We start from the raw sequence: 25124 nt of genomic DNA on the forward strand, positions 1-25124 counted from the left end.
AGCAATGCCTGTGCTCAATCAAAGGCCTTTATATTGAATAAAAAGAAAAGGCGGGGGCGGCTCCCTGTCTCATTTTGAGAAAGAGGCATTTTGTGTCGACAGACGTCAAGACACTAGACAAACTTTGCAAGGGTAAGAAGAGCCGTGTCCAGTTCAGCCTGAGAGTTGTGAATATGCGGGGTCAGTCGCATTACAGGACTGCCTGGAACACGAGGCAGCCCGACCTGGATTCTGGGATTGGAATCGCGCACGATCAAATCGTCAAAATGCAACCCCTTGAAATCCTCAATTTTGTAACATAACAAAGATGAAGCTATTTCTGAATGACGGCTTTTAAGTGGCTTTATCTGCAAACGATTCAATCCGTCCTCAAGATAGTTTCGGCGTTTTTGAATTTCAGCGAAGATCTGATTTTTTCCTGAGCGGGACCAAAAGGCCAAAGTCGATTCCAGGCCGTAATACGAGCTAAAGTTTTGTGAGTGTGACCATAGCATGCGGGCGGCAAAGGGATGATTTCTGAATTCTCCCATGACGGGAGCTAGTTCTGCTTCCGTTGTCCATGAGCCATATCGAGGAAAAAGCTGACTCTGGAGTGCGGGATTCACCCAGCCGAAGGCAGTGCCCTTTGGCCCCATGAACCATTTATGTAAATTTCCGGCATAGAAATCGACATCTTGAAGATCTTTATTAAAATCCAGATTAAACAATCCCGGAGCATGAGCGCCGTCCACCACCAGCCACACATTTTTCTTACGCAGTTCTTTCGCAAGTTTTGCCAAGGGAAGTTGAATGCCATTGCCGGTAAAGACATGACTGACTACCAACACCCGGGTTTGTTCGGAAATTTCTTTGGCGAAATTGGCAACAGCCTCGTCAGCACTGATATCCGAGTAAAGAAAATCAGCATTCATAAAGCGCAGATTTAGTTGCTCGTTACGTGCTTTGAATTTCAGAATATTAACGACGGCACCGTACTCAAAGTTCGTGGTCAGGATCTCAGAGCCTTTCGGCAGAGGAAGTCCCATGACAATTTCATTTAATGCCAGCGTGACATTGGGGCGCAGGAAAAGATCCTGAGGGTCGGCATTGAAGAAGGCCGCCAGTTGTTGCTGCAGACTCCATAAACGCGACCACGAGGCCCCTAGACTGTAAGAAGTGTTCAACTCGAAGAGTTCGAGCTCTCTTTTTTGCTGGTCAATAACAGCCGAAGGACAAAGCCCCAGCGTGCCGTTATTCAGATTTACAAAAGAGGTGTCCTTGTACTTCTTAAAATCAGTCGAAAAATCCTGAAACATAATTAGTTGTTGTGACCTTTACAGGTTTTCAAAGAGAGATCCTCCGTCGTTACCAAAGACAACTGATTCTTTTTCAGCTGTTCGCGAATATCCATCCACAATAAATAGTAATGCCATTCACGAGGCGATTTTTCTGAAACACCGTGGTCGGGGAGAAGTTTCAAATCATTTGTTTTCATCAGAACCTCAAGCACGATCGGGTTTTGACGAAGCTTTTCGATCAGGGCTGCATAGATCAAATTGTAGTGTTCGGCGGGTTCTTTCGTCGCAAACGGAAAAACTTTGCCTTCGAAAGTCACCCAGTTGGCATTGTTCTTTTCCATCAGAAAGTTGGCGTAGCCCCCAGCACTTTTTGCAGCATAGCCGTTCATCTGTGATACTTCTTCACGCGTGTATTTCCATTTTTTTGCCCAGGTCCAGCGCGGATCATTTTCGGTCTCGGGATATTTCATCATTTGCCAGAAAGCTTCCACTGTCGGGTAACACACGCCGTGGAACACGAAAGACGCGTCGGCGAAATTAGAAAGCAGACCTAATTCATTTCTTTTGCTCAAAACAACTTCCATAATGCCTGCATCCTGAGGAAGAATTTCCCAGGATTTTGCCTGCTCGCGCGGAACACTCTTCCACCAATGGGCTGGATAGGGGGCTTGCCAGGAATTATCTGCTTTATTGGCAGGATTTACGATTTGAGGGTTTTTCGAGCTGGAATCTGAACAAGAAATTAGAACGGCCGACAAGAACACAAAAAAAGAAATAAATATCGTTTTAGCCATGAATCCCCCTTGTGCAAAAACGCCCGCAAAGACTAGCGGAGCTTTGCACCGAATACAATTCTGACTGTATGCGTAAACGGTCAAAATACGGTCAGGAATAAGGCTATTATTAAAGAAATCAGCGAGAGGGGATTTTGTGGAGATTGGTTTTCTTGGCGGTGCAAGCACTGTGACTGGATCCAAATTTTTGGTTCATAATGACGGAACCCGTATTCTTGTTGATTGCGGCATGTTTCAAGGCCTTAAAGAATTGCGCCAACTCAACTGGTCTGATTTCCCAATCGAACCAAACAACATCGATGCGGTGGTCTTAACCCATGCTCACTTGGACCATTGTGGAGCTTTGCCATTACTTGTAAAAAAAGGTTTTAAAGGGGAGATTCACTGCACCGAAGCCACGCTTGAAGTCACGAAGATCATTCTTCTGGATTCCGCAAAAATTCAGGAAGAAGATGCTGAATACGCCAATAAAAAAGGGTTCTCTAAACATCATCCCGCTCTGGCTCTTTATACCGTTGAAGACGTCAATCGCACTCTGCCTCTGTTTAGAACGCATAAAGTGCATGAGGAATTTAAAATTGGCACCTTATCCATCGAATTATTTAACTCAGGACACATCCTGGGCGCATCTTCTGTCTTAGTTTCTAATGGTGAAAAGAAAGTTTATTTTTCCGGGGATTTGGGACGCAATAACGATCCTTTGATGTGGCCTCCAGAGCCGCCTCAAGAAGCGGATTATATCGTGATGGAATCTACATATGGGAATCGCGACCATTCAGAAATCCCTTCAAAAGAGATTTTGAAACAATGTATCTTAGAGATCGCAAAATCCAAAGGGGTGCTGTTAATACCTAGTTTTGCCGTGGGCCGCGCGCAGAATCTGATGTACGAAATTGTAGAGTTAAAAAGGGCAGGGGAAGTCCCCGCGCAAATCCCCGTTTATTTAAATACTCCCATGGGACAAGAGATCTCAGATCTGTATGAGGCCTACCCGTTTTTCCATCGTCTAGGTCCAGGTCAATTTGCGGAAATTCTGTCAGAAGTTCACAATGTCAAAACCGCCGAAGATTCGAAGCTTTTAAACGAGCAATCAGGCCCCATGGTGATCATTGCCGCCAGTGGTATGTTGACTGGAGGCCGAGTTTTACATCACTTAAAGGCCTTTGCGCCAAACCCACGAAATATTCTGCTATTGGCAGGCTTTCAAAGTGCTGGAACTCGTGGTCGCCGCATTCTGGATGGTGAAAAGGAAATCAAAATGCATGGTATGTATGTAGATATCTCATGCAAAGTCGTTCCTTCGGATTCGTTTTCAGCCCATGCAGATCGCAGTGATCTGATGAACTGGTTAAAACAAGCTCCTATAAGCCCGCAGAAAGTCTTTTTAGTGCATGGGGAAAGGTCTGCATCGGAAGAGCTTGGATCGCGTATTAAAGCCGATTTAAAGTGGGATGTGGAAATTCCAGAAATGAACCAAATTATCAGGCTTTAAGACGTATATTCTAAAGCTGATATATATACATCGTTACATAATATAACTTATCAGAAGAATATGTCTGGACCTTCCTGAAGGTAAATTCTCATTAAAAATGTCTCTTCTTTAAGTCTCAGTAATTAAGTCACCGACCGCATTATGCGGGGTTATGCTGAGTCCAAAGCTGTGTCTTAAAGATGTTCCAAAATGTTCACTGTCTGACCAAAAGGATCTTGAACGAAAAATCTTCGTACGCCCCAAGGTTCTTCGGTTAAAGGATATTTGATTTTAAATCGGGCTTTTTTCATGCGGCGATATGCCTCGTTAACATCATCGACTTCAATCGATAAATCAGGCACTTTCGTATTCGATCCACCTTGAGATGCAAAGCTAATCTGCACCGTCATTTTTGTACTGGATCCATAAGTAACAAGCCAGCCGTGGTCCATAAGGACATCCAAGCCCAAAACTTTTTCATAAAAACGGCGCGCGGCTGAGATCTTTTTGGTTTCGATGTTTGCGACGATTCGTTTTACTTTCATTTCTTGATTTCACCTGATACTTCAGAAGATGTCGTCTAAAAGGCGCAGAGAAATTCTGCGCCTTTTATCTGCTATTCAGGGTCTGGTGTTCCGCCAGTTGGTGGTGGTGTTGGTACTTTTTGACAAAGAGTTCCGCATTTCACTAGACAGCCGCGATACTCATTCCAACAGTACTTAGCGACAGGACGAGTGCCTGAGGGACAACCGCCCAACATTGGCTCAATCACCGCATCCCAAGGCATTTCGTCGGTCGTTTGTATATCTTCAGCATGTGCATTAAGACTGGCTAAACAAATACTTGCAAATAAAACCGCAATCCATTTCTTCATTTATTCCTCCTCCGTGGATGACTCAAGGATAGGTAGGCGGACTTTATTTTAGCCATGATAAATGATAGAACATGCCAATTTTCATAGATTCTGTGGACAGCCAGGTATGGAATTCAGACGCTGACATTGCCGCGTCTCGCTTTGTCTTTTAATCTAAGACTATGTCGATAAATAAAAAATTTATTAAAGCCTCTGAGGCGCCGTTACGGACCACCCCTTCGAATTACCCTCCCGAATTTGCTGTGCGCATGAATGGACGAGACAAAAGACCTTTAGGAGACCTCTTTGGAATCAAAAAATTTGGCGTCAATCTGACCACTCTGAGGCCCGGTGCGGAATCCGCGTTATTGCATAAGCACTCTTTACAGGAAGAGTTTATTTTTATCCTGGAGGGACAACCCACCTTGGTCACGGATGAGGGTGAATATCTTCTTGCACCCGGTGATTGCGCTGGATTTTCCCCTGAAGGTCCAGCCCATAAACTCATAAATAGATCACCAGATCCGGTGATCTATCTTGAAATGGGAGATCGTAGTCCCCATGATGAAGCGTCTTATCCTGCGGATGATCTGAAAGCTGTGCTTGGCGAAAATGGAAAGTGGATTTTTACACATAAAGACGGAAGGCCTTACTAGGTCTGCCGTCCCCGATCCTGCCCGACTTGATTTATTTTTATTGCCGCTTTGATATTTTTTCTTTAAGAGCAGTTTAGAAATTACTCTTAAATTCTGTCAGTTGTCGATTTTTCCTGAAGCTTTTACGGCAGATCACACCACAGAGTGCGGCATTTTTGATTGTTACCAAGCGGACCATTTAAGAATTCCATTCCTCTACCAAAGCATGGCTAACTATGACTCATGAAAAAACTAATACTACTACCCCTAACATTATTGGCGTTCATCGGTTGTGCTAACTCTTCAGACGATTCTCCGACCGGAGAAGTTCTTCAGGGAACAGAGTCTGTTGTGGACGAGGCCTCCGCTGAAGAAAGAAACATTGTCGACGAAAACATGGCGCTGATCCGTGATTATGCCGCCCAGTTTTCCATTAACGTGGATTGGAGTAAAATCCCGGTGGTCGTTTCCAAGACTCACTTGCAACGTGAATCTTCGTCCTGTGTCCGCGATGCCAACGGCGTCGGAACGAAAATCGTTCTGAACAAAAAGTTCTTTTCGACACGAGTGTACGATAAAGAAAGCGGTTACGCTTCACCTTTGTACAACTTGCTGATCCATGAAATCGGACACTGTTATATGAATAGAAATCACGAAGAAGCCCTACTGAAGAAAGCCGGCTATCGCGCGCAATTTGTGATCGACGGCAAGAGCGGCCGTCAGGTGGTTTCATATCCATCCATTCAAGTCTCTATGATGCAGAATGCTTACTTCCAGATGCCGAAAGTTTTAATGCCTTATTATGTCGGCGAAATTTTTGGTGCTTATCGCGCAAAAAGTCTTGAGGATTTACAGCAACGCTACGAATTCGATATCGTACGTGCGACAAATTTCGTGGAAGAAGAATAGAAATTTCAAATACTAACTTTTAGCGGCGCGAAGGAAACTTCGCGCTTTTTGTATTTAAAGATTCGCTGAAAAGGACGCTTCGTTTGCAGCCGGAAATCTTCGGTAAAGCTGAGTTTCCTCTTTCGCGAAGCGCGAAAAAAACTGTTCCCGCTCGCAGACCATTATTGCCGAGGTTCTTTCCGGAAGTGTGACGATTTCTCTTTGCACAAAACAATTGGCTTCTGCATAGAGAAGGGCGGCCTTATTACGAATATCTGGCTCGCCGATAACACGTTGGGTCCGCTTTTCTGTAAAGATGAGTTTCGTGAATGCCGCTATTGAAGAGGACGTGTGTAAGCGTCCGAAATAGGTTGGTTCGCCGATAAGAAAATGCAGCCCCTGATCAAAGGGCTCATGATGAATAAAGTGCCCCAACGCATCTGCATGCAACCAGTACTTTTCGAAATAACTTACTGGTCGACCATTAATAAGACCGATAAAAAGTTCCTGATGAGTATCCTCAAGCTCTGCAAGCAGTTTTTGCGCGAGATCCGCGCGGGATAAATTCAATCCCCACCATTGCGCTACGTAGGGCTGTTGCATCCATCGGCAGTAAAGATCGACATCCTGTTCAAAAGAAAGACGTCGAAAGGCGTAGTAATTGTTGGTGCGATGGTTGAAGACCTCGAACTCGGCATGTGACATACAAGCCCAGTTCTAAAAGGCCTTTCTAACCAGAGCAACTCTGGGCTTAAAAAGCCTTTTAAGTGAAAAGAAACTGAGTTTTAAATGAAAACAAAATGCGAACGGACACCAAGGGGCGAAAGCAGGGGGTGATTTCGCTTCTAAACCGGTATTTCCACGATGGAACGAATCCCCGTCCTTGCTGTCATGGCGTGAACCACCGCGCGCAAGCCCATAATGGTTTTACCCTGACTGCCAATGACCTGACCTAGATTTTCTTTGGCACAATTCACCCGATAAACAGTGGTTTTAGGGCCGACATAGGTGGTCACTGTCACCGTCTCTGGCTGATCGACGAGCAGTCGCGTGATGTGCTCAACCAATGAGCGAATCTCTTCACGATAAGCCTCTTGAGCTTCTATAGACATACTCTTGCTTTTCGGTTCTTCAAATTTATAAGATTCCATCTCGCCCATAAACGTCATTCCCCCATGATGAAGTAAGCCGTGTTTTTTCTATTAAAATTACAGTGACCACCAGGAACAGGGACCCATCTGGAAAAGAAGGATTTCCCGTGAGCCATATCATAAAAATCTTTCGATCCTTCTTGGAAGCCATATCCGTCTATCATGCCAGTCGACAGATAAAATTTGGCTCGTTCAGAAGACTTGTATTTTTTTAACAAATTAAAGGGATTGTGAAGATCCCAATCCGCTTTGTTTAAAAAAAAGGACCGGGAAACTGTCAGCATTTTTTTGACCAAACGAAGTTTCGCTCCGGTCCGCGCAACATAGTTTTGAATGTCTTTTTCTGAATCATAAGGACCAATATGAGTGATCGCGGGACAAAGCAGAGCCACACGGGAAAACATTCCCGGATTTCTTAGGGCCACTTGAGTGGCATTGAATCCACCCATCGACTGGCCGATTATATGGCGTTTGCCTTTTCGCAATCCCCCCAGACGTTTTTCCATCATGGGCATGATCTCTTCAGTAAATAGCGGCAGCAGCGGATACTTTTTGTTATTCACAAGAAGCCACTGAGGACCGAAGGAAATAGAGATCACGCGCGGCTGATAACCTCTGAAATACCACCACTTTTGAATAAACCAAGTTCCCCAAAACTGACGCTGCCAGGATTTTTCTGAGCCATACAGTCCATGAAAGAAATAGACGATGTCATCATTGTTGGTAGCCCTGGCCTTGCGATAACAATACTTAAAGTCAATACCGCGAACGGTGTCCGCGCCGCACTGATAATTCAGGCTTTCAATTTCAATTTCGTTTTGAATTTCTTCTTTGGATTGCGCCCAGGAAAACACTGCAACGTGCAGAAGGAGCAAGAATAAAGATGCGCTTTTCATAGCCTCCCCCTTCAGATTTCATTCTGGAGGAGGCGTTTACAAAATCAATTTGCAATGTCGAAATCTTCGCGGATTCTGTCCTTGGACACCTGAACAGTTTCACCCGTGTACATGCACTTTAAAAATAGATGGTTGTAGGCTCTGTTGGTCACCACAAAACGCCCCGGATTTGTCGGAGTCACTTTTCGACAAAGAACATCCCCCACCTCTAGCTTTTCGTACTTTTTTACCAACTTTTCACTGATATTGCTGCGCAGAGAGTGCAGGTATAATGCCGTCACACCTAATACAAAACCCACCGCGCTACATAGGGGCCACTGAACTTTTTGATTCAACATCAGCGTGAAAGAAATCGGCGCCAAAACCGATACCAAAACCAAGGCTCCTGTTAGAAGTCGTTCTTGTTTTTGATACTTTTTAAATTCTTTCACGAAAGATGACATAAATCCTCACGGCTAGGGGAAATGAAATTGTCGGGGGATGTCCCTATAGAACCACGAACCTTGAGGACCTTCGAGTCCAGATTTCGTCATTTTTTTTAATGTGTCTTTGTTTTCTTACTGACAGTGATTTTCCCGTGAGTTCTGCTTTAATAACGAGGTGTTTATGAAAGCAAAACTGTGTTTGTTTTTTCTAACCGGTATTTTATTTCCGTCAGCATTTGCCGCTCCCCCAGTCTGTAAAGATGTCGTGGAACGCGGTGGCAGCATTCAGATTCAAATGGGCACCTTTTCAAGTGGAGAATGCTTTCTGTCCGTACGAAACTGCAAAAGCTCGGGATTGATTTATCGGGACTACATGTTCACCCAAGACAGCAACTTCATGGTTTTTAATTCCTTTGGCCAGGGCCCTAACTCCGAAGACACAGGGGCCCGAGAGTTCTATTTGTTCCCAAGAAAAGATGTCATTCCACAGTATAAATGGAACCCAGAATCTCGCCAACTTGAGGTATTTTCAGTCTCTGGAAACGTTTTTTATTTCGACTATGAGACCGCCGACGTCGTGTCTATCACTGAAGCCACCGTCAAGGTCGCCTCTGACATCTCCCGAACCAATCGCGGTGGCGTTGAGATCACTCATTACAAAGGTCTTCTTCTGGATGCGGGCTTCACTAAAGGCAAAGCTCCCACGGAAGTTTTGTCGGCCTCTTCTTTATTGACCGATGAAAAAGGCAACACCTGCAAAATTAAAAACAGTGAGGTGTTTGCGAAAACCTCTGAAGGAGATGTGTACTTTAAATACTCCGACAAGAACTTGGCAAACTTTCTGAAAAATCGCTGTCCCCAATTGACGTTTACGCCCTAAACAAAAAAGCCCTCGCGAAGAGGGCTTTTTTTTATTCTTTTAGTTTTGGTGTGATCTTAAGCTCAATCAACTTCCCATCGCGCAGCACTTTCAGGAGGGTCTCTTTATTCGGTTTCACCGCCTGAAGTGTGTATACGTAATCATAAAGATTTTCGATCTTTGTATTATCAAATTCGACAATGATGTCTTTTTCCTTCACGCCAGCAGCCTCTGCAGGACTGTCTTTCGAGGCTCCCGTAATACGAACCCCTTTTACACCCTCCTGCGAATAGTCGGGAATAGTTCCCAAATAAACGCGGAAACTGCGACCTTCCATTTTGTTCTGTGCGCCAGCAACTTTGACGTATTTCACCATTGGAATGGAAGAATCTGCCAGCACGTCACTGAATCCCTGAACGACTTTAAGAACCTTGACGACCCCTTCATAATTCACCAGATCGGCCGTATCGCGAGGCGTGTGATATTCTCCGTGCGAACCCGTGAAGAAGTTCGCCGTGGGCACGCCTGCCATATAAAAAGCCAATGAATCAGTGGGAAGATAGGGATCCTCTTGCACAACCATGGGCACTGCAGAACGAATCCCCACCTCTTCCGCTAAAGGCACCCAGTGATCCCCCGATCCCAAGCCTTGCACAAAAAGACGATCTTTCAGACGACCGATCATATCCATGTTCAAATAGGCACCGATGTTATGTTTCGCAATGTTTTTCGTAAAATGAGTGGAACCTAAATTACCCAACTCTTCTCCGGACCAGACGCCGAAATACAAATTCTTTTTAATTTTTCCCGGAGACACTTTAGCAAGATGGGCGTAATAGTGCGCAAGCTCCATGACACCGGAAACACCCGATGCATTATCATCAGCTCCGTAGTGAGACTGGCCAATCTCATTGCCGCGAGCTAAAGAACTGCCGAACTGTCCATGACCCAAATGATCGCCGTGAGCGCCAATCATCACCGAGCTTTTCGCCCCGACCACGGGAAGTTTTGCTACGACGTTAATGCCGGTCGATTTCTGAAACTGCAGGTCCACTTTGGCCTTGATGTAGGCTGAAGGAATGACCACAGCCTCTGCCATTTCGCCTTTATCTAAACGTTTTTGCAAAGCCGCGAGGTCTTGTCCCGCGTATTTCAAAAGATCTGTTGCCGCTGCTGCCGATAAACGTAACACCGCCATGGTGCTATCAGACAGTGAACCTTCAAATTTGATCTTACCAAATTTTTCAGGCAGACCGCTGACCGGTCCATTTGCAATGATCAGCCCTAAAGCCCCTTCGTTCTTGGCAACTGTCACTTTATGTTGCAAACGCGAATAAAGATTCAAGTAATGACGACGCTGAGAGGAGATATCTGCCGGCAAATCCGTCAAAGCCAAAACCCATTTTCCTTTAACGTCCAGGCCTTGATAAGAATTGTATTCAGGTTCTTTGTCACTGGCGGGAGCTTTAATGCCGTAACCAACAAACACGACAGGAGCTTCTCTGAAATCACCAATTTTTGAAAAAGAAATTGGCTCAAAGTCCTTAGAAACTTCGTACTTCTTCTGATAAGAACCCACAACTTCAAGTGAGTTCTGAGGACCTAGATGAACACCTGAAGTGAATTCAAAGGTATCGAAAAAGCTGCCATTAGCGGCCGCACCTTGTAGGCCCCAAGACTTAAAGAGTTGCGCTAACTTTTCTGTATAAACCTTTTCCTGAACAGTACCTGTGCCACGCCCCTGATGTTCAGGGGACGCTAAATAGTGCACCCATTTCTTGATATCATCGCTGCGAACTTCCGGGGACAGTGAGCCTGTGGCTGGATCTTGGGCGGGAAGACCAAGAAGTTTTCTGGCAAGAACATCATCCCACTTGGAAATAAGGATTTGTGACTCCCCTTTTTCATTTCTATGAGTCCAGGACAGACTGTTGCCATCCGGCGTAAATACCGGAAGTCCATCAAATCCGTCATCGAAAGTCACCCGCACAGGCGCATGCTTGCCTTCGGCATCAACGATGAAAAGCTCAAAATTGGAATATCCCAACACACTGGAGCCAAAGATGATGTAGTCTCCGGAAGGATGAAAGAATGGCGCCCAGGACATGGATTTTAAACGAGTGATTTGCTTTTGCTCTGTTCCATCCACATTCATCGTATAGATTTCTGCCGTAGAGCCATTAGGAGCAAAGCGACGCCACGTGATCTTCTTACCATCTGCGCTGAAGAAAGGTCCCCCGTCGTAACCCTTAGAGTTTGTGAGACGTTTCACCTGCGTCCCATCGGACTTCATGATGTAAATATCCATCATATAGGAAGGATCTTGTTCAAAGAATTTTTTATCCTCACCTTCAAGCTTTTCGTTATATCCAGCACGATTCGAAGCAAAGGCGATCCATCGACCATCCGGTGAATAAGAAGCCTCAGCATCATAACCTTTCTCTTTGGTCAGGCGTTGAATCTGCTTCCCATGCAGGTCGGAAGAAAAAATGTCATAGGTGTCATCAAAGCTCCAGGAATAGCGGGCTTTAACGGCTTTTTTGCGGCTGTCATATTCTTCCTGAGTCTTCTTTTTTGTTGCCGGGTCCAGATGTGTGGACGAATACAACACCTTCTTCATAGAGGGATGAATCCAACCACATGTCGTTTTCCCTTCGCCAGGAGAAACGCGGGTTGTTTCCCCACTGACTAAATCCAAAATATACATTTGGTAAAAAGGATTTCCGGGATGTCTTTCACTTTGAAAAATCATCTTCTTACCATCAGGACTGAAGTAGCCTTCCCCCGACTTAGGCCCCACAAAGGTCATTTGGCGGGCCTCGCTTATAAGCTGATTAGGCTCATTCATAAAAGAACCGCTGGCAGTTGAAGTCTCAGAGTTGGATTTAGTAGGCTTTGCTTCCTTGTATTGACAGGAAATAGCCGAGAAAATGCAGGCACTTGTAAGAAGAACTTTCACTTTTTTCATAGTGCGTGTAGCCTAAAATTACGCCCTATTTATGTCAACTCGCCGGAAGGAAAAGAATGATTATGATGCGCACGTTTCACTGTATTATCATTTCACTTTCACTGACTGCCTGTGCAAGTTCGTCGCCCTACAAACTCTCTTCCTTGCCTTATAAAGAGTCAGATCTCAAAACGTCGAGCAGATCCATTGCCTCTGTCGACTCGAATAAGAAGAAAAGCACCTCGTCCTATCTTTCTTTAGAACTGCCCTACACGGCGTTTGAAAAGCTCCGCACAGAGCTTGAAAAATCTCAGCATGTCAGCCTGCAACATCGCGGCGAAGCGCACATCACGGTCATTACACCTCCGGAGTATAAAAAGATTCAGAAGAAAGTCTCGATGAAGGAGATTAACGCCTTAGCCGAACAGATGGATTTAAAGAAGGCGCCTTATAAGCTTCTTTGCGTGGGTCAGGGAAAAGTGGAGGATCGCGGCCATAAAGAGTCCACTTATTACGTAGTGGTTGAATCCGATCGCCTCTTTCAGATCAGAAAGGCCGTTCAACTGCTGTACACATCCAAAGGTGGCAGCGCTCAGGATTTTAATCCTGAGGCCTTTTATCCCCATGTGACTTTAGGTTTTACCAAAAGAGATCTTCATCTGGAAGATGGTGTGATTAAGGACGCAAGCTCATGTATCTATTCTTTACGTCCTGAAGAATCTGCTAAAAACTAGTAAGTCTTAGAAAGGGCGTTATCCAGAGCTTCATTCGATCCAGAGCCAGCGCCCAGCCATAAAGTCGTCTCTTCGATCAAAGAGCCATCGCTGAATTGGCAAAGATTGAACGAGCGTCCTGTTGTGTCTTTTCCTTCAACCAATTCGGCATCGAAAGCGCCACAAACGCCGCCACGCGGGGACGAAGAGTTGCGATTTTTATAAGCGTGAATCGCTTCAGGAACGCCGGAATTTGTTTTAAAAAGAAAGAAAGTTTCAGCGCCGATGCCAGCGTCGCCAAAAAGACAAAGAGCTTGCTCGTCCCCGGGCACTTTTACGGTCCAAAATCGACCTTGATCGATGCGACAAGTGCGCATCCAGGGATTGTTGTTAGCGGCTTGAGCCATAAATCCTGCGAAAATGATCATGATAGAAAGCAAGAAAACCTTCATCATCCCCTCCAATACCTGCTAAAATAGGGGTTCAGAAATATATCACTCATAAGGTCGGGGCAAGCATTCAATGACAAACCTGCTAGAAAAAGAAAACTTTGACCACCAGACTGTGGTGCCCTGCTCTTACAAAGACGATTGCTCAGGATGTCAATCCTTGGGAGTTCCTTATGGGGCCCAAATTGAAGCAAAAAAAGAACAACTAAAGCAATTACTTAGCTCTTTCAGTCTGCATTCAAAGTCGCCCATTCGGGCTTTCAGCGCAGGCCCGGCGTTTTTGCGGGACCGTCTTGATTTCAGCCTGGAAGAAGGGCGTCTGGGGCTTTATCGTAAGGAACAACGGCAGATTTTAGATCTTCCCACCTGCTCCCAACTGTCCCCTGAACTGAGTGCTTGGTTGAGTGACTTCCGTGAACAGTTCCAGTGGCCTTTCAAAAAGGGATCAATCCGCCTGCGCGTCGGCCCGCAAGGACACAGAGGTGTGTGGCTGGATTTTGCAAATGTCGATATTAAAGCACTTTTGGATGAGCAGACTTTGTTGCGAAGACTGCAACAACAGGCCTTCGTTGAGATCGGCCAAAGACGCAAAGTTCCGGTGTGGACGGGGCAAGAGTACAAACTGCGAGATCCTGAACTGCATGTGTGGTTTCAAACCTGGATAGAAAATCGCCCTGTGGATCTATATTGTCAGGTCGCAAGCTTCACCCAACCCAGTCTACGCGCGAATAAAATTATCTGTGACATTATCAATACGTGGATTCAAACCTTTCCACGCAGTCGCCTTATTGAATTTGGCTCAGGGATCGGAAATCTCACGCTTCCCGCAGCAGCAGTGGCCGAAAGCATTTTAGCCTGCGAGATTGATGAACTCTCGTTAGAGGGACTGCGTAAAACAATCGAATGCGTGCCTGCAGACCTGCGTTCTTTACAAAGTAAAATTCAAATTCATCGGGGAGATTTCCAAAAAAAACTCACTGAAGATTTTTCTCGTTTTGATGGGGTGATGGCGAACCCACCACGATCAGGACTGATGGGTTTTTTAAATCCTCTAGGAGCACTTTCACTTGCCCAGCGCCCGCGCTTTTTCATTTACATGTCGTGCTTCCCGGAATCCATGGCCAGAGACATGGCCCGCTTGCAGGATTATGGCTACGAGTTGCAGGAAACCTTTATTGTTGATCAGTTCCCGCAGACACATCATTATGAGGTTTTAGGATTACTTCAAAGAAAACAGTCTTAGACCAGAAAGCACCCCGGCCAGATCTTTCCCCAAAAGCAAAGAAAGCAGCGGCAAGGTCACCACACCTGTCACAAGAATCAATGTGCTTCGTAGGGCCACACGCAGGATATAACCCGACTGTAAGCGCTCGTGCGGTTGACCTAGACGTAAATCACACGCCCATTCGCCAATGGTCGAACCCATCAGGCTGCGAATGGAAATCATGTAAACCCAGCCAAAAACAAAAAACACTTCAGCAAAAAATAGCAGTTGATGCTGACTGTGAGTCAAAGTTCCCAATAGCGACCCCAAGGAAGTTCGCATGATCAAAGAAAAAGCGGCAATGAAGGCGCAACTGGCTGAAATCAGAATCAGAGCATCGATGCAAGATGCCAGCCACGACCAAAGAGCCAGACGGTAGCCTTGGCGTCGTGAGGCTCCGCCATGAAATCCCGTGCCCTGGTCAAAATTCAGCCTGCGATCCTTGAATAATTCTTGAACTTTATTAGAGCCGGCCGGAGGCGTCGGCGCCCGTCGGCGACGAATCCCGGGGCCTATTAACGGAACAGGGGCTTCCCTTTTCAGAGGAGCCCGCTGTGAATTGGTCTTTTCGTGATTTTTTTCAATGTCCATTTGCATCCTTGCAAGGGGCCGGAGTTAGCGAACTCCGCCCGCTTTAATTCCATCATCCGTCTTCGTACCACCTTCGGTCGTGGTGGTAGGCGGCGGAACAACGACCGGAGGCACACACACGCCGTTCACCAAAGTGTTTGGTGATGGGCATGGCGCCGGAGGTGGCGTTTCCACAGGAGTTGCTGTTGCTGTGGCCGTTGCCGTGGGCTCTGGCACAGGAGCTGGTGGAACGTAAACAGGATCTGTGCTCTTCGCCTTGCTGTCTTTTTTGAAAATCCACCAGAAGGCACCTAAAGCTAACAAACCCACACCCACGGGGATGATCCAGTTTTTATTACGGCACCAGAAACCACAACTGTCTTCTTTCGCGCCCGTCGTAACTTCTTTTCCGCCTGGAAGATCGCCGTTCCCGCCGGTTTCAACGATCATACAAATGCCGCCTTCGCCTTCTTTCTGGCCTTCAGGACATTTACATTTTCCATCAGCGCCGGCTTGACCGCGACCCTGATCGGTACAATTGCCCACACCTGGATCCGGATTAGGAAGCGGCGTTGGTGGTACAGGGTTGACTGCGAAAGCCTGAAGTTCAAATGCACGGTCTTTGATCTCTTGGCAGGCATTCACCTGGTCTTCACGTTGTTTTTGGATGTCTTTCAAAGGTGCTGTATCACAAGCCCCAATTGCTGAAGAAATATACGATTTCAAATCTGTCAGATACGTCGAAATCTGCTTGTACTGTTCTTCAGAAATTTTATTTTCATCATTCAATTGAAGATCAATGTTTTGACCTTTGCTTTTCAAATAGGATTCGATAATGCGTTTTTTATTAAGAGCGGTCGCTTTGTCGTCGCCGCCATTCAATGGCGACATCGAGTTACACGTACGCGTTGCATACTTCACATCCGCACGACTGACACAGAATGCTTGTCCGGAAGAGTTAAAGCCATACACCATCGGATTACAGGCGACGCCGTTGTTTGAGCAGGACGCTCCGCTCGCAGCCATTTTCGCTCTTAAATCGTCAGCCCCTTGCTTGTTACCACCGCAAGAACCATTCTCGCCATAAACGGACAAGTAACCCGCCACGATACAGTTTTTACCCGTAAGACCCGCAGCATAAGCCTCGGTTCCCAATAAGAAGTTCATCACGAACTCATATTTGCTGTTGCTGTTGAATTCATTCATCGCTTGCGCGCCGTAAATCGCGGTATAAACGCGTTGAGCAGACTCCATCGCGCGACGCATGCGAATCATATACTCTGCTTTTTGCCGTGCAGACAATTTCACATATTCTTTGTAGGATAAAACAAAATCACTGCCCAGTGGCTTTTGTTTACCTGTCTTAAGAGCTTTGTTAATCGTTGGATCTTGTTTCGCTAACTTGCCAGCTAAAGCATTAAAGCTGTTATAGTTAAGAAGTTCTTTTTTCTGAACAGGAACGCCATTTACCTTCAACGGATTTTCTTCATCACCCGTGAAATTCAAGTTCATCGTTTGACCGTCTTTCGTCAAAGTCAAACGCACTTGTTCGTTGCCATGGGAGTCTTTAAAAGTGCTCGCCTCGATCGACGGCATCATCTGATTGCGGTTTAAAGCCACCCATTGATCCATCTGCGACTGCAGTTTTTCCGGATAAACGTGACGAACCATGCGCCAGTATTCACCCACCGTCATTTTCTTTGTCGTCAGACCTGTTTCTTTCAGGTATTGATTGATCAACTTCTTCTGGTTCGATGCTGCTGCACCTTCCGCGACGGGCGCAATACACATTGTCACAACAGAAACACCTGCTGCGAGATTTTTTAGCAAAGAACTTGGTTTAAACTTCCCAATCATATCGACCTCATGCTTTTGAGTCTTTTCGGTACACTTTTTAAAATACTTAACGAGAACCTAGACTTAACCTTTGGATTTCTGTTCTGTCTCAATCTGAGACCGAAACCAGTCATGCAGATATCCACGATCCCTACGACTTAAGTCTTTAAATTTCAAACGAAGCACGTTTTCGTGATATTCCACGACCTTACTTTTGATCTTCACATTGCGGATCTCAGGGAAGATCACATCCACAAAGCGCAATCCCCGGGAACTTGCTTCCATATCTCTTTTCAATCGGATGCGCGCTCCCGAAACGGAAATAGATTCTGTAACACCCTCAAAAATATCTTGCGCCACCACATCAGCGCGAGTCGCAAACTCATAGCGGTGGGCGGTTGGAAATAACCATTGGGCACGACGATCCAAATAAGGAAAACGAAAATAAAAGGCCAAAAGCAGAACGCCGACGGTGACGAAGCTGGAAAGAACCAGATGAGTTTGATTAAAAAGCCCGTCCCCCACCAAAGCGTGGGTGCTGAAACGATACCCATTCACGACCAGAACGAAGACAAGAGACAAAATGGCCAGGGTCCAAGAAGTCTTATGCGGTTTGAAAAGCAAAATTCCCGACAAAAAAAGCAGCCCCAGCCACACCCAATCCAAAGGTGTCACCGCTTTGAGAAATTCAAATAACGTGGGTGGTAAGTACCAGTGGGGAACCCCGCTTCCCGCGAAACTGATTGCCAGATTTCCCAGGGGCGCCAACAGAAAAAGCACGGCCAGAAAATAAATCCCGGTAGGCTTTTTGAGTGGTGTCTGTGTCATGAATTTCCCCCAAAAATTATGCTAAACGAAACGGACTCGGGGGGGCACGAATTCTTTGAGATACCAGACCTTAGTTGAATTAAAAAAAATAGACCACCCTACCAGAGTGGTCTATTCGCCTAATATTTAAATCATGCTCTTCTACTGAGCTTTACCGGGGATAGAAATAGACTTCAAGTCACTCTCTTCTTTAGCTATATCTTCCGCAATTTTCAAAGCACTATTGGATGCTCCCCGCTCATTGGCAGGACAAATTTCAAGCTCCGTCTTTACAGGGACCAACTGATAGAGTTCATCAATCTCTTCGTTCGTGACAGCGATACAGCCACGTGTCCAGTTAATGATTGGATGAGCTTTATCAACAAAAAAACGTGAAGTGTCGTCATTTGGTAACCCATGAATCATGATGTCACCACCAGGACTCAAATCTACACCTTTGTTTTGAGATATTCTTTTAGTTCTTTCAAGATCAGCTTTGTTTGGATAGTTTACATGTAAAGCTTTATGGTATTCACTATCATTCTTTTTAAAATCAATCTGATAAACTCCTTCCGGAGTTTTATTATCTCCTTCTTGAGTTTTGTGTCCGTACGGAGATCTACCTAGGGCCACATTATAAACTCTTAAAAGACTATCGCCGCTAAATAAGAAAAGACGCTTTCCTTCTTTAGAAACAATGACTTTAGTGCCTTGAATTCTTTTGTTTCTGAGAGACTCTAGACTTTCTCCAGTTAAATCTACTAAGTTTCGATCTTCCACAATTGAATCGATATTCTTACAGCTATACTTCCCGGCAAGTGCGCTTTGCGCTACTCCAAAAACTGACAAAGCTACTAAAAGAACTTTCATTGCGACCTCTCATTATCAGGATACAAAGAGTACCTTTGTAAGTTATACTTCTTAAAAAGAACTGCATAGTAATGACTAAACTCTGCTTTAACGTGATCAGCAAACATCAAAAGATCGGCTTGCTGGTACTTAATCCCACTATAAGTAATACTCATCGAGACATTTTCATCAGGAATCGTAACTTGCAACACCAGTTCGGGCTCTTCATTTAGCTGTGCAAACTCTGCAGCGGCTTTACTTATTTCCTCTTTGGAAATGGGCAGCCCAGCAGGTTCTGCTTTATCAGACAAATAGATGAGAGCAAGTGCAGAATATACTAACTTTGCATGTGTTAACTCTTTTGTTTGCGAGGTTACAATCGGCGAAGCCTCGAATTTAGGTATTTTTACATTCGCTTCTTCCGAGAGAATCTTTAAAACTTCAAAATTATTCACTCCATACTTCAGTCTTGCAGCAAACTCTAAGATTAAGAAATCTTGCGCCTCAGCTGAAGATTTTGATGGTAAGCACTCTTTAGTTTTCACAAGTTCACGAATAAATGGTGGCACTTCAATATGAGGGTTTGCCCATAGCATAAACATCATAGATCTGGTAAACACGCGACAGGGAATTTGCGCTTTAGAAAGAATGTTCATACCTGCAGCTGTGTGACCTTTATGAAAATATCGCTTGGCAATATCCAGATCTTTACGCAGAGAACTTTCCAAGTAGCCTTTAAGGGCTGAATCAACATCCGCCGAAATTATGTTGATATCTGTTATTAGACTTTCGCCAGTTTTCCTATTAGACGACCAAAGACTTAGCCCCTTTTCTCTCAGAAGTTCAAGGATCTCAATAGACCCTCTGCGAGCTGCTACCAAAATTAAAGAATCACCATTAATGGCTACAATATTCTCAAGCTCTTTGGCTGACTTCTCGCCAAGATTCCGTTCTACTTCTTCTTTGGAACCAGATCGGACAACTGTAACTAAAGGATCTTCTTTCGATGAGGTCTCAACTCGTGATTCAATAGGAAATTTCTCCTCATTGCCTTTCTTAAAAGAGCATGCGGAAATGATAAGAAAAGCCATTAGAGTGAAAAGCTTAAGAATAGCCATAAGGCTATTAACAGCAATTCTAAGACCCACCTTGGGTAAAAATGTACGTTCATAGGGGTGTCTAAATTTTAAACACGGTCCATTTTCGGCACCTACTCTCGGATCCCTTTTTTCTCCACTTTTTTAAAAGGATACACATAAGGCTTAGGTATTTTCATTTTCGTTTCGCTGAAGCTATGAGTTAAAAATGAATTTCAATAAAAAAGAACTTGCCATGTTTTTTGGATCTCTATACCGCGATTAAACCAATTGATATTTTTATCGCGCGAAGGTTCTCGAATTATCAAGAAAGTCTCTTTAGCTAGTCTATTAGCGGCTATAACAAGGTTTTTCATCCTTACTTAGAAACCGCGAATAAATTAAAAAAACTCTAAAATCGATTTTTAAAAATGGTGCTAAATTCATTTTGAGCAAGGAGGTTTCTATGAACCTAACGAACATCCCAAATGACGAACTAACTCGTCGTCTCGAAAAACTTGTGCGCACAGAAAGAAAAATCACACATCTGATTTTACAGCATATAAATGAAATTGAATCCCGAAGGCTTTACGCTGATTTGGGTTACGATGGAATGTTTTCTTATCTAACAAAAGGGTTGGGGTATTCAGAATCCAGTGCTTATCGCCGTATTCAATCAGCGCGGCTTTTAAGACAAATCCCTGAGGTTGCAGAAAGATTGGAAAACGGAGCTCTGAATTTATCCCAACTCACACAATTGAATAAGTGCCTCAGAGAAGAGACACGTACATCAGGCATCGGGGCAACTAGAATAGATACTAAAGCACTTCTTAAAGAAATCGAGCACAAAAACACCTATGACACCCAAAAAGTTCTCGCCAAAGAGTTTAACCAATACCCGCAAAAAAGGACACTCATAAAGCCTCAGTCCGATGCCAGTATTCGTCTGGAGGTGACTTTAAGCCAAGAAGATTTCTCTGATCTAAGTAAAGCCAGATCCCTTCTTTCGCATTCATGTCCAGATGGATCTTGGAGTGACGTCATTTCAACATTGGCAAGAAAGTTTATAAAAACGAAAATGAGTGTTAAGACAAATCATAATCAAAAAAAAGCGATATAGGTTGAATCACAAACATACAAGACTGAGAGGAAAGTCCTCTCGGCCTTGTAGAAGAACTTAACTATCGATAGAGAATCCAGCCTAACGCTGCAACGAAGAACAAGATTGAATACAGCTTTCGCGAGCCATCTTCACCCGGGGGGCCACACAGTCGGCGGTTCCCTTGTGGCGAACGATCGAAAGAGTTCCCACATTGGGGGTGTATGTCTTGCCGTTAAACTTCGCAAGACATGTGTAGTAGGCGTATTTTTCCAAACCCGTTTTCATCTTACTGCTAGTGGGAAGATAGTCCCGAGCTTCGTAGTAGTTAATCCCGATCCCTTCCTTATTCGGAGAACTTTGCGCCACGACGAAATCAAAGCGATCAGACGTCAGTTTCGCGCACTCACTTTCGGACTTAACGCTGTTAACACCAAAGGGGTCTGCGCCAACTTTATCGATCAATAAAACGTGACCATAGACCGCGACAATGTCACCCGCCTTTATCGTGGTGGCCGGCGAAACAGAGATTTTATTTAAACACGTCAGACCGTTATCCTGAGGCTCGACGTAAGAGGACGATCCCCACGCCCAAGCATCTGAAGCTTTCAAAGCGCGACCGGCTTTCAAACGAAGTCCTGCCGTAGCCATGGAAGTAAAGACGTAGCCTGAGCAGTCAATTCCAAGAACACTGGTCCCGTCTCCGTTATTCTTGAACATATCAATTTCCGCATTCGCGGCGGTGGTCGCATAGGGTTTTCCACCATAGTCATAAATCAGCGGATTAGAGCGCACGTTGAAACACCCCTCACCATAAGTCGTCATATCTTTAATGTAGTAATGCGAGCCTTGAACCTTGGCCAAACTGGCAATCTGGCGTTTACTGCCAACGCCATCAGAGTGTTTGCCGACGATGCTAATCCCCTGCACATTGGGTGCTTGCGCATCCAGCGATGGAAGTTGCACACTTTGGCAACTTTGATAAGTTGTCGCGAAGGCCCAGCGTCCCCCGAAAACAGAAAGAGGCGTTCCCGAATTTAAGGCCTGCATTTTATGCCATTCATAATCACGATTGGGTTCTTCAACCACGGGAACCGAGGGCTCCGAGGGAGTTTCCGTCGAAAGACCGCCGTCGCCCGTTGCAGGCGCTCCTGAAGAGGCATTGTCTTTAGAACAATTCACATCCAGGGCCTGAACAGTTTTTTGTAACTGATTGAAATTTCCACGCACCTTGTCCTGCATGTACGAGCGAAAAACAGTGGTGCGATCTCCGACATCAATCGCGGAGAGAAGTAAAAGAAGCTGTTCTGGAGTTTCCACTCTTTCCCCTTCCGGGGCCTCACTCAATAAAGAATCCACCAGAGCTTCAAGATCCCGGTTCAAACGCTTGATTTGCGCGGATGTCAATTGAGGATTTTGTTCAGAAAGCTTGTCGACTTGTTCCTGAAACGCTTGTTTCAGGACGTCGGCGGAAGGAATGCTCTTTTGCTCAAGAAGATAAGTTTTAAGACCATCCCAGAGTTTGGTTTCAAGTTGTTGATTCTTACAGGCAATATCCTGCACTGTCTCTGAAGCGATATCTTGAACCGCATCAAATCCTTGAGGTGCGCAGGCTGTCATCATCATGCCCAATGCGAAGTATAAACTGTGTTTTCTCATGCCTTTCTTATCGGCAGCCGTTACGACACAGATTACCTTCCTCACAAATTTTAGACTCGACTAGACTAAAATTTAGCCACTATAATCAGACTTACGAGGAACATCGCAGATATGGCAGAAAAGTTTATCAAAATTCAGGCACTTTACGGGCTCCTTGAGCTTGAACCCTTCGTTCTTTTGGGCTGTTTAATCGCCATCACGTGGGTGTTTTATAAGTTTTTCCTGAAGGAGGCCTCCGAGGAAAGACATCGTAGTATTCGCAATCACTTTCGGACTTTATTACGCCACTACATTGTCTTGAGCTTTTTGTTTTTGCTATTTATTTTTCTCCAGACCTCTGAACCCCAGATCGGCACGGTCGCGAAGATCACTCCGTATGTCGCCATCGTCACCTTCCTTTGGGGGAACGTGGTCTTTGTTAAAACCAGCCGCCTGATTGTTTTGCAGTATCTTTTCCTGGGCTCGATGAAGCATGGCGTGCCTTTGCTCTTGGTGAATATCTTTTCACTGCTCCTTTCCATCGTTCTGCTTTTCTGGGGAGTCACACACGTTTTCGGACTTCAAGTGGGTCCACTCTTAGCAACGTCAGCCGCGGCTTCGGTCATTCTGGGTTTGGCCTTGCAAGACACTTTAGGAAATTTATTTGCCGGCATTTCTTTGCAGTTGGATCGCAATTTCGAAATTGGTGACTGGCTGGAAATCGTCAGTGGTATTCAAAAAACCACCGGTCAGGTTCGCGAGATCACCTGGCGTTCGACAACCCTGGTGGGCTTCTCGGACGAACTTATCACTTTGCCCAATCGCTTCATGGCGAACGCCACTATTTCCAATTTCTCGCCCCCTGAAACACCCATCGTCCGCAGTCAGGTCTTCCGCTTGGCGTATGGGGAAAATGTGGAACTGGCCAAACAGGTTTTGGAGCGCACTGTGGCGGGAATTGGCGAGATCAGAGGCATTCCAGCCCCCTGGGCTTATGTGAATGAATCTAATGAAAACTGGATTCAAATTAAGATCATTTACTTCCTGGATAACTACGGCTCGCAGTTTAATGTTGGCGACAAGGTTCTTATCCGCGGCATTGAGGCGTTAAGAGCTGCGAACTTGAAATTAGCTCGACAAGTGATCGAATTTTCAGATAGAACCGTGAATCATGAACACGGTAAATTTTGAGCATCCCCTAGCGATTAAAATTCGCAAACAAATCACCCAGGCGCTGAACGACTTCAATATGATTGAAGACGGCGACAAGGTGATGGTTTGCGTTTCGGGCGGCAAGGACTCCAGCGTTCTCTTAGCTTTGCTGACGGAAATTCAAAGACGCTCGGAAAGAAAATTCCAAGTCGAAGCGGCGATTTTAGATCAAAAACAGCCGGGCTTCGATGCGACAGCTTTTCGCGTTTGGGTTGAAAGCTTGGGTGTGAAATTGCATGTTGTCGAAAAAGACACCTACTCCATCGTCAAAGAAAAAGTTCAAGGCGCTACGTACTGCTCGCTGTGTTCTCGCCTGCGCCGAGCTATTCTTTATGATTATGCTCACGCGCAAGGCTTCACGAAGCTGGCGCTAGGACATCACCGTGACGACGTCGTGCACACGGCACTTTTGAATTTGTTCTATGTCGGAACTATGGCCGCTATGCCTGCCAAACTGAGATCCGATGACGAAAGAAATATCTTGGTTCGCCCCCTGACTTATGTTTCAGAGCGCGACATCGAAGAACTTGCCGCCGCCTGGAATTTTCCGGTCATTCCGTGCAATCTTTGCGGTTCACAAGATGGCTTAAAGCGCCAACGCATTAAAAGACTTGTGCGTGATTTGGAAAAAGAAATTCCCAATATTTATGCTTCCATTCAAACTGCGCTGGGCAATGTAAAACCCAGCCAGTTGATGGATTCGCAACTTTGGGATTTTAAAAACCTTAAGGCATCACCTTCTTCACCGCCGGACGCTCTGCCAAAGTCTGAGCCCAACGACGAATTGAAGGTCTAGATTCAAACCATTCCGGTTTGGTGTGCAGATAGTGAATGAGCCACGGGTACGTGGCTATATCGGCGATGGTATAAGCTTCACCAGCAAGATAGGTGTTCTTTTCAAGCTGGATTTCCATCACTCCTAAAAGACGAAGAGCCTCTTTTTCGAAACGTTCGATGAAACCTGGATTTTCAGGTTTCAAGGTGTGCTTCCCGTAGTAATAGTTCCCGAAGATGGGGCCGATAGCAGACATCTGAAACATCAGCCATTGCATGACATGCGCTTTTTCTTCCAAACTATGGCCAAAGAAAGCCTGATGTTTTTCCGCCAGATAGTAAAGTATCGCCCCACTTTCAAACACCGTGGTTTTATGATCGTAAGATCCATGAGTGTCGATGATGACGGGGATTTTCCCGTTGGGATTTTTTGCAATAAATTCGGGGGACTTTTGTTCAAGTTTGCCCAAATCGATGTTGTGCTGAGTATAGGGAATAGCGAGCTCTTCAAGCATTAAAGACACTTTGCGGCCATTGGGAGTTTGCGCTGTATAGAATTCAATCATGACTTACCTCTTAAAACCCCAGCATACGCCTCTAATTATAAAAGGTTATCCCTGACCAGCTGCATCTATGATTGC

Annotated in this window: 26 protein-coding genes; 9 read left to right on the top strand and 17 right to left on the bottom strand. The window is 45.3% G+C overall.

Annotation, left to right across the window (positions count from 1 at the left end; all coding sequences use genetic code 11):
• Positions 1-113: 113 nt before the first annotated feature.
• Together OM95_RS06675 and OM95_RS06680 are read right to left on the bottom strand one after the other, a co-directional pair.
• The gene (locus tag OM95_RS06675; protein ID WP_041871720.1) at positions 114-1295 is read right to left on the bottom strand and encodes an aminotransferase class V-fold PLP-dependent enzyme; all 1182 of its coding nucleotides are present in this window, start codon (positions 1293-1295) and stop codon (positions 114-116) included.
• A gap of 2 nt (positions 1296-1297) precedes the next feature.
• Positions 1298-2071, bottom strand: coding sequence for an NADAR family protein (locus tag OM95_RS06680; protein ID WP_041871722.1), 774 nt, complete (start codon positions 2069-2071; stop codon positions 1298-1300).
• Between the two features lie 136 nt (positions 2072-2207).
• On the opposite strand from OM95_RS06680, the gene OM95_RS06685 reads away from it, so the two are divergent.
• Complete coding sequence (locus tag OM95_RS06685; protein WP_041871724.1) at positions 2208-3563, top strand: MBL fold metallo-hydrolase; 1356 nt, start codon at positions 2208-2210, stop codon at positions 3561-3563.
• Between the two features lie 173 nt (positions 3564-3736).
• Here the strand turns inward: OM95_RS06685 and OM95_RS06690 are convergent, their stop codons facing one another.
• Positions 3737-4087, bottom strand: coding sequence for a VOC family protein (locus tag OM95_RS06690; protein WP_041871726.1), 351 nt, complete (start codon positions 4085-4087; stop codon positions 3737-3739).
• Between the two features lie 71 nt (positions 4088-4158).
• Entirely contained in the window at positions 4159-4416 is a 258-nt protein-coding gene (locus OM95_RS06695) for a hypothetical protein (RefSeq protein ID WP_041871728.1), read from the bottom strand.
• Positions 4417-4577: 161 nt separating this feature from the next.
• On the opposite strand from OM95_RS06695, the gene OM95_RS06700 reads away from it, so the two are divergent.
• A complete protein-coding gene (locus tag OM95_RS06700) occupies positions 4578-5051 on the top strand; it encodes a cupin domain-containing protein (protein WP_041871731.1) in 474 nt (157 codons plus the stop codon).
• Between the two features lie 222 nt (positions 5052-5273).
• On the top strand, positions 5274-5939 hold the full coding sequence (locus OM95_RS06705; protein ID WP_291515731.1) for a hypothetical protein: 666 nt from the start codon (positions 5274-5276) through the stop codon (positions 5937-5939).
• A 54-nt stretch (positions 5940-5993) separates the two neighbouring features.
• Here OM95_RS06705 and OM95_RS06710 read toward each other — a convergent pair whose 3' ends face one another.
• The 4 genes from OM95_RS06710 to OM95_RS06725 all read right to left on the bottom strand — a co-directional run bounded on the left by OM95_RS06710 (position 5994) and on the right by OM95_RS06725 (position 8408).
• On the bottom strand, positions 5994-6623 hold the full coding sequence (locus OM95_RS06710) for a GNAT family N-acetyltransferase (protein WP_291515733.1): 630 nt from the start codon (positions 6621-6623) through the stop codon (positions 5994-5996).
• 140 nt (positions 6624-6763) lie between these two features.
• Positions 6764-7087 carry a KH domain-containing protein gene (locus OM95_RS06715; protein ID WP_291515735.1) on the bottom strand — a complete coding sequence of 108 codons (324 nt, stop codon included), beginning with the start codon at positions 7085-7087 and terminating at the stop codon, positions 6764-6766.
• A complete protein-coding gene (locus tag OM95_RS06720) occupies positions 7084-7965 on the bottom strand; it encodes an alpha/beta hydrolase-fold protein (RefSeq protein ID WP_041871736.1) in 882 nt (293 codons plus the stop codon). The genes OM95_RS06715 and OM95_RS06720 overlap by 4 nt, the downstream gene beginning before the upstream one ends.
• Positions 7966-8009: 44 nt before the next feature.
• Entirely contained in the window at positions 8010-8408 is a 399-nt protein-coding gene (locus OM95_RS06725; protein ID WP_041871738.1) for a hypothetical protein, read from the bottom strand.
• A 163-nt stretch (positions 8409-8571) separates the two neighbouring features.
• Between OM95_RS06725 and OM95_RS06730 the strand changes: the two genes are divergently transcribed.
• Positions 8572-9270, top strand: a complete 699-nt coding sequence (locus OM95_RS06730) for a hypothetical protein (RefSeq protein WP_041871741.1) — start codon at positions 8572-8574, stop codon at positions 9268-9270.
• A 31-nt stretch (positions 9271-9301) separates the two neighbouring features.
• Here OM95_RS06730 and OM95_RS06735 read toward each other — a convergent pair whose 3' ends face one another.
• Entirely contained in the window at positions 9302-12217 is a 2916-nt protein-coding gene (locus OM95_RS06735; RefSeq protein ID WP_041871744.1) for a M28 family peptidase, read from the bottom strand.
• A 62-nt stretch (positions 12218-12279) separates the two neighbouring features.
• On the opposite strand from OM95_RS06735, the gene OM95_RS06740 reads away from it, so the two are divergent.
• Entirely contained in the window at positions 12280-12930 is a 651-nt protein-coding gene (locus OM95_RS06740) for a hypothetical protein (protein ID WP_041871977.1), read from the top strand.
• Here the strand turns inward: OM95_RS06740 and OM95_RS06745 are convergent.
• Complete coding sequence (locus OM95_RS06745) at positions 12927-13364, bottom strand: hypothetical protein (RefSeq protein WP_291515737.1); 438 nt, start codon at positions 13362-13364, stop codon at positions 12927-12929. The two genes, OM95_RS06740 and OM95_RS06745, sit on opposite strands and share 4 nt — an antisense overlap.
• Positions 13365-13431: 67 nt before the next feature.
• On the opposite strand from OM95_RS06745, the gene OM95_RS06750 reads away from it, so the two are divergent.
• Positions 13432-14601 carry a class I SAM-dependent RNA methyltransferase gene (locus OM95_RS06750; RefSeq protein ID WP_041871747.1) on the top strand — a complete coding sequence of 390 codons (1170 nt, stop codon included), beginning with the start codon at positions 13432-13434 and terminating at the stop codon, positions 14599-14601.
• On the opposite strand, the gene OM95_RS06755 is transcribed toward OM95_RS06750, so the two are convergent.
• The 5 genes from OM95_RS06755 to OM95_RS06775 form a co-directional block, all read right to left on the bottom strand.
• Positions 14578-15213, bottom strand: a complete 636-nt coding sequence (locus OM95_RS06755) for an RDD family protein (RefSeq protein ID WP_041871750.1) — start codon at positions 15211-15213, stop codon at positions 14578-14580. The two genes, OM95_RS06750 and OM95_RS06755, sit on opposite strands and share 24 nt — an antisense overlap.
• 24 nt (positions 15214-15237) lie before the next feature.
• A complete protein-coding gene (locus OM95_RS06760) occupies positions 15238-17049 on the bottom strand; it encodes a hypothetical protein (protein ID WP_291515739.1) in 1812 nt (603 codons plus the stop codon).
• Between the two features lie 63 nt (positions 17050-17112).
• On the bottom strand, positions 17113-17856 hold the full coding sequence (locus OM95_RS06765) for a PilZ domain-containing protein (RefSeq protein ID WP_041871751.1): 744 nt from the start codon (positions 17854-17856) through the stop codon (positions 17113-17115).
• A 141-nt stretch (positions 17857-17997) separates the two neighbouring features.
• Positions 17998-18705: a L,D-transpeptidase family protein gene (locus OM95_RS06770; RefSeq protein WP_291515742.1), complete on the bottom strand. Its 708-nt coding sequence runs from the start codon at positions 18703-18705 to the stop codon at positions 17998-18000.
• Entirely contained in the window at positions 18702-19802 is a 1101-nt protein-coding gene (locus OM95_RS06775; RefSeq protein WP_041871753.1) for a hypothetical protein, read from the bottom strand. The genes OM95_RS06770 and OM95_RS06775 overlap by 4 nt, the downstream gene beginning before the upstream one ends.
• A 424-nt stretch (positions 19803-20226) precedes the next feature.
• On the opposite strand from OM95_RS06775, the gene OM95_RS06780 reads away from it, so the two are divergent.
• A complete protein-coding gene (locus OM95_RS06780) occupies positions 20227-20880 on the top strand; it encodes a DUF222 domain-containing protein (RefSeq protein WP_041871755.1) in 654 nt (217 codons plus the stop codon).
• Positions 20881-20961: 81 nt separating this feature from the next.
• Here OM95_RS06780 and OM95_RS06785 read toward each other — a convergent pair whose 3' ends face one another.
• Entirely contained in the window at positions 20962-22518 is a 1557-nt protein-coding gene (locus tag OM95_RS06785) for a hypothetical protein (RefSeq protein ID WP_041871758.1), read from the bottom strand.
• 111 nt (positions 22519-22629) lie between these two features.
• Between OM95_RS06785 and OM95_RS06790 the strand changes: the two genes are divergently transcribed.
• Together OM95_RS06790 and ttcA are read left to right on the top strand one after the other, a co-directional pair.
• Positions 22630-23688: a mechanosensitive ion channel family protein gene (locus OM95_RS06790; protein ID WP_041871760.1), complete on the top strand. Its 1059-nt coding sequence runs from the start codon at positions 22630-22632 to the stop codon at positions 23686-23688.
• The gene (gene ttcA, locus OM95_RS06795) at positions 23669-24505 is read left to right on the top strand and encodes a tRNA 2-thiocytidine(32) synthetase TtcA (RefSeq protein WP_291515744.1); all 837 of its coding nucleotides are present in this window, start codon (positions 23669-23671) and stop codon (positions 24503-24505) included. The genes OM95_RS06790 and ttcA overlap by 20 nt, the downstream gene beginning before the upstream one ends.
• Here the strand turns inward: ttcA and OM95_RS06800 are convergent.
• Positions 24435-25049: a glutathione S-transferase family protein gene (locus OM95_RS06800; RefSeq protein ID WP_041871762.1), complete on the bottom strand. Its 615-nt coding sequence runs from the start codon at positions 25047-25049 to the stop codon at positions 24435-24437. The two genes, ttcA and OM95_RS06800, sit on opposite strands and share 71 nt — an antisense overlap.
• Between the last annotated feature and the right edge of the window lie 75 nt (positions 25050-25124).

It is taken from the genome of Bdellovibrio sp. ArHS (assembly GCF_000786105.1).
Taxonomy (GTDB): Bacteria; Bdellovibrionota; Bdellovibrionia; order Bdellovibrionales; family Bdellovibrionaceae; genus Bdellovibrio.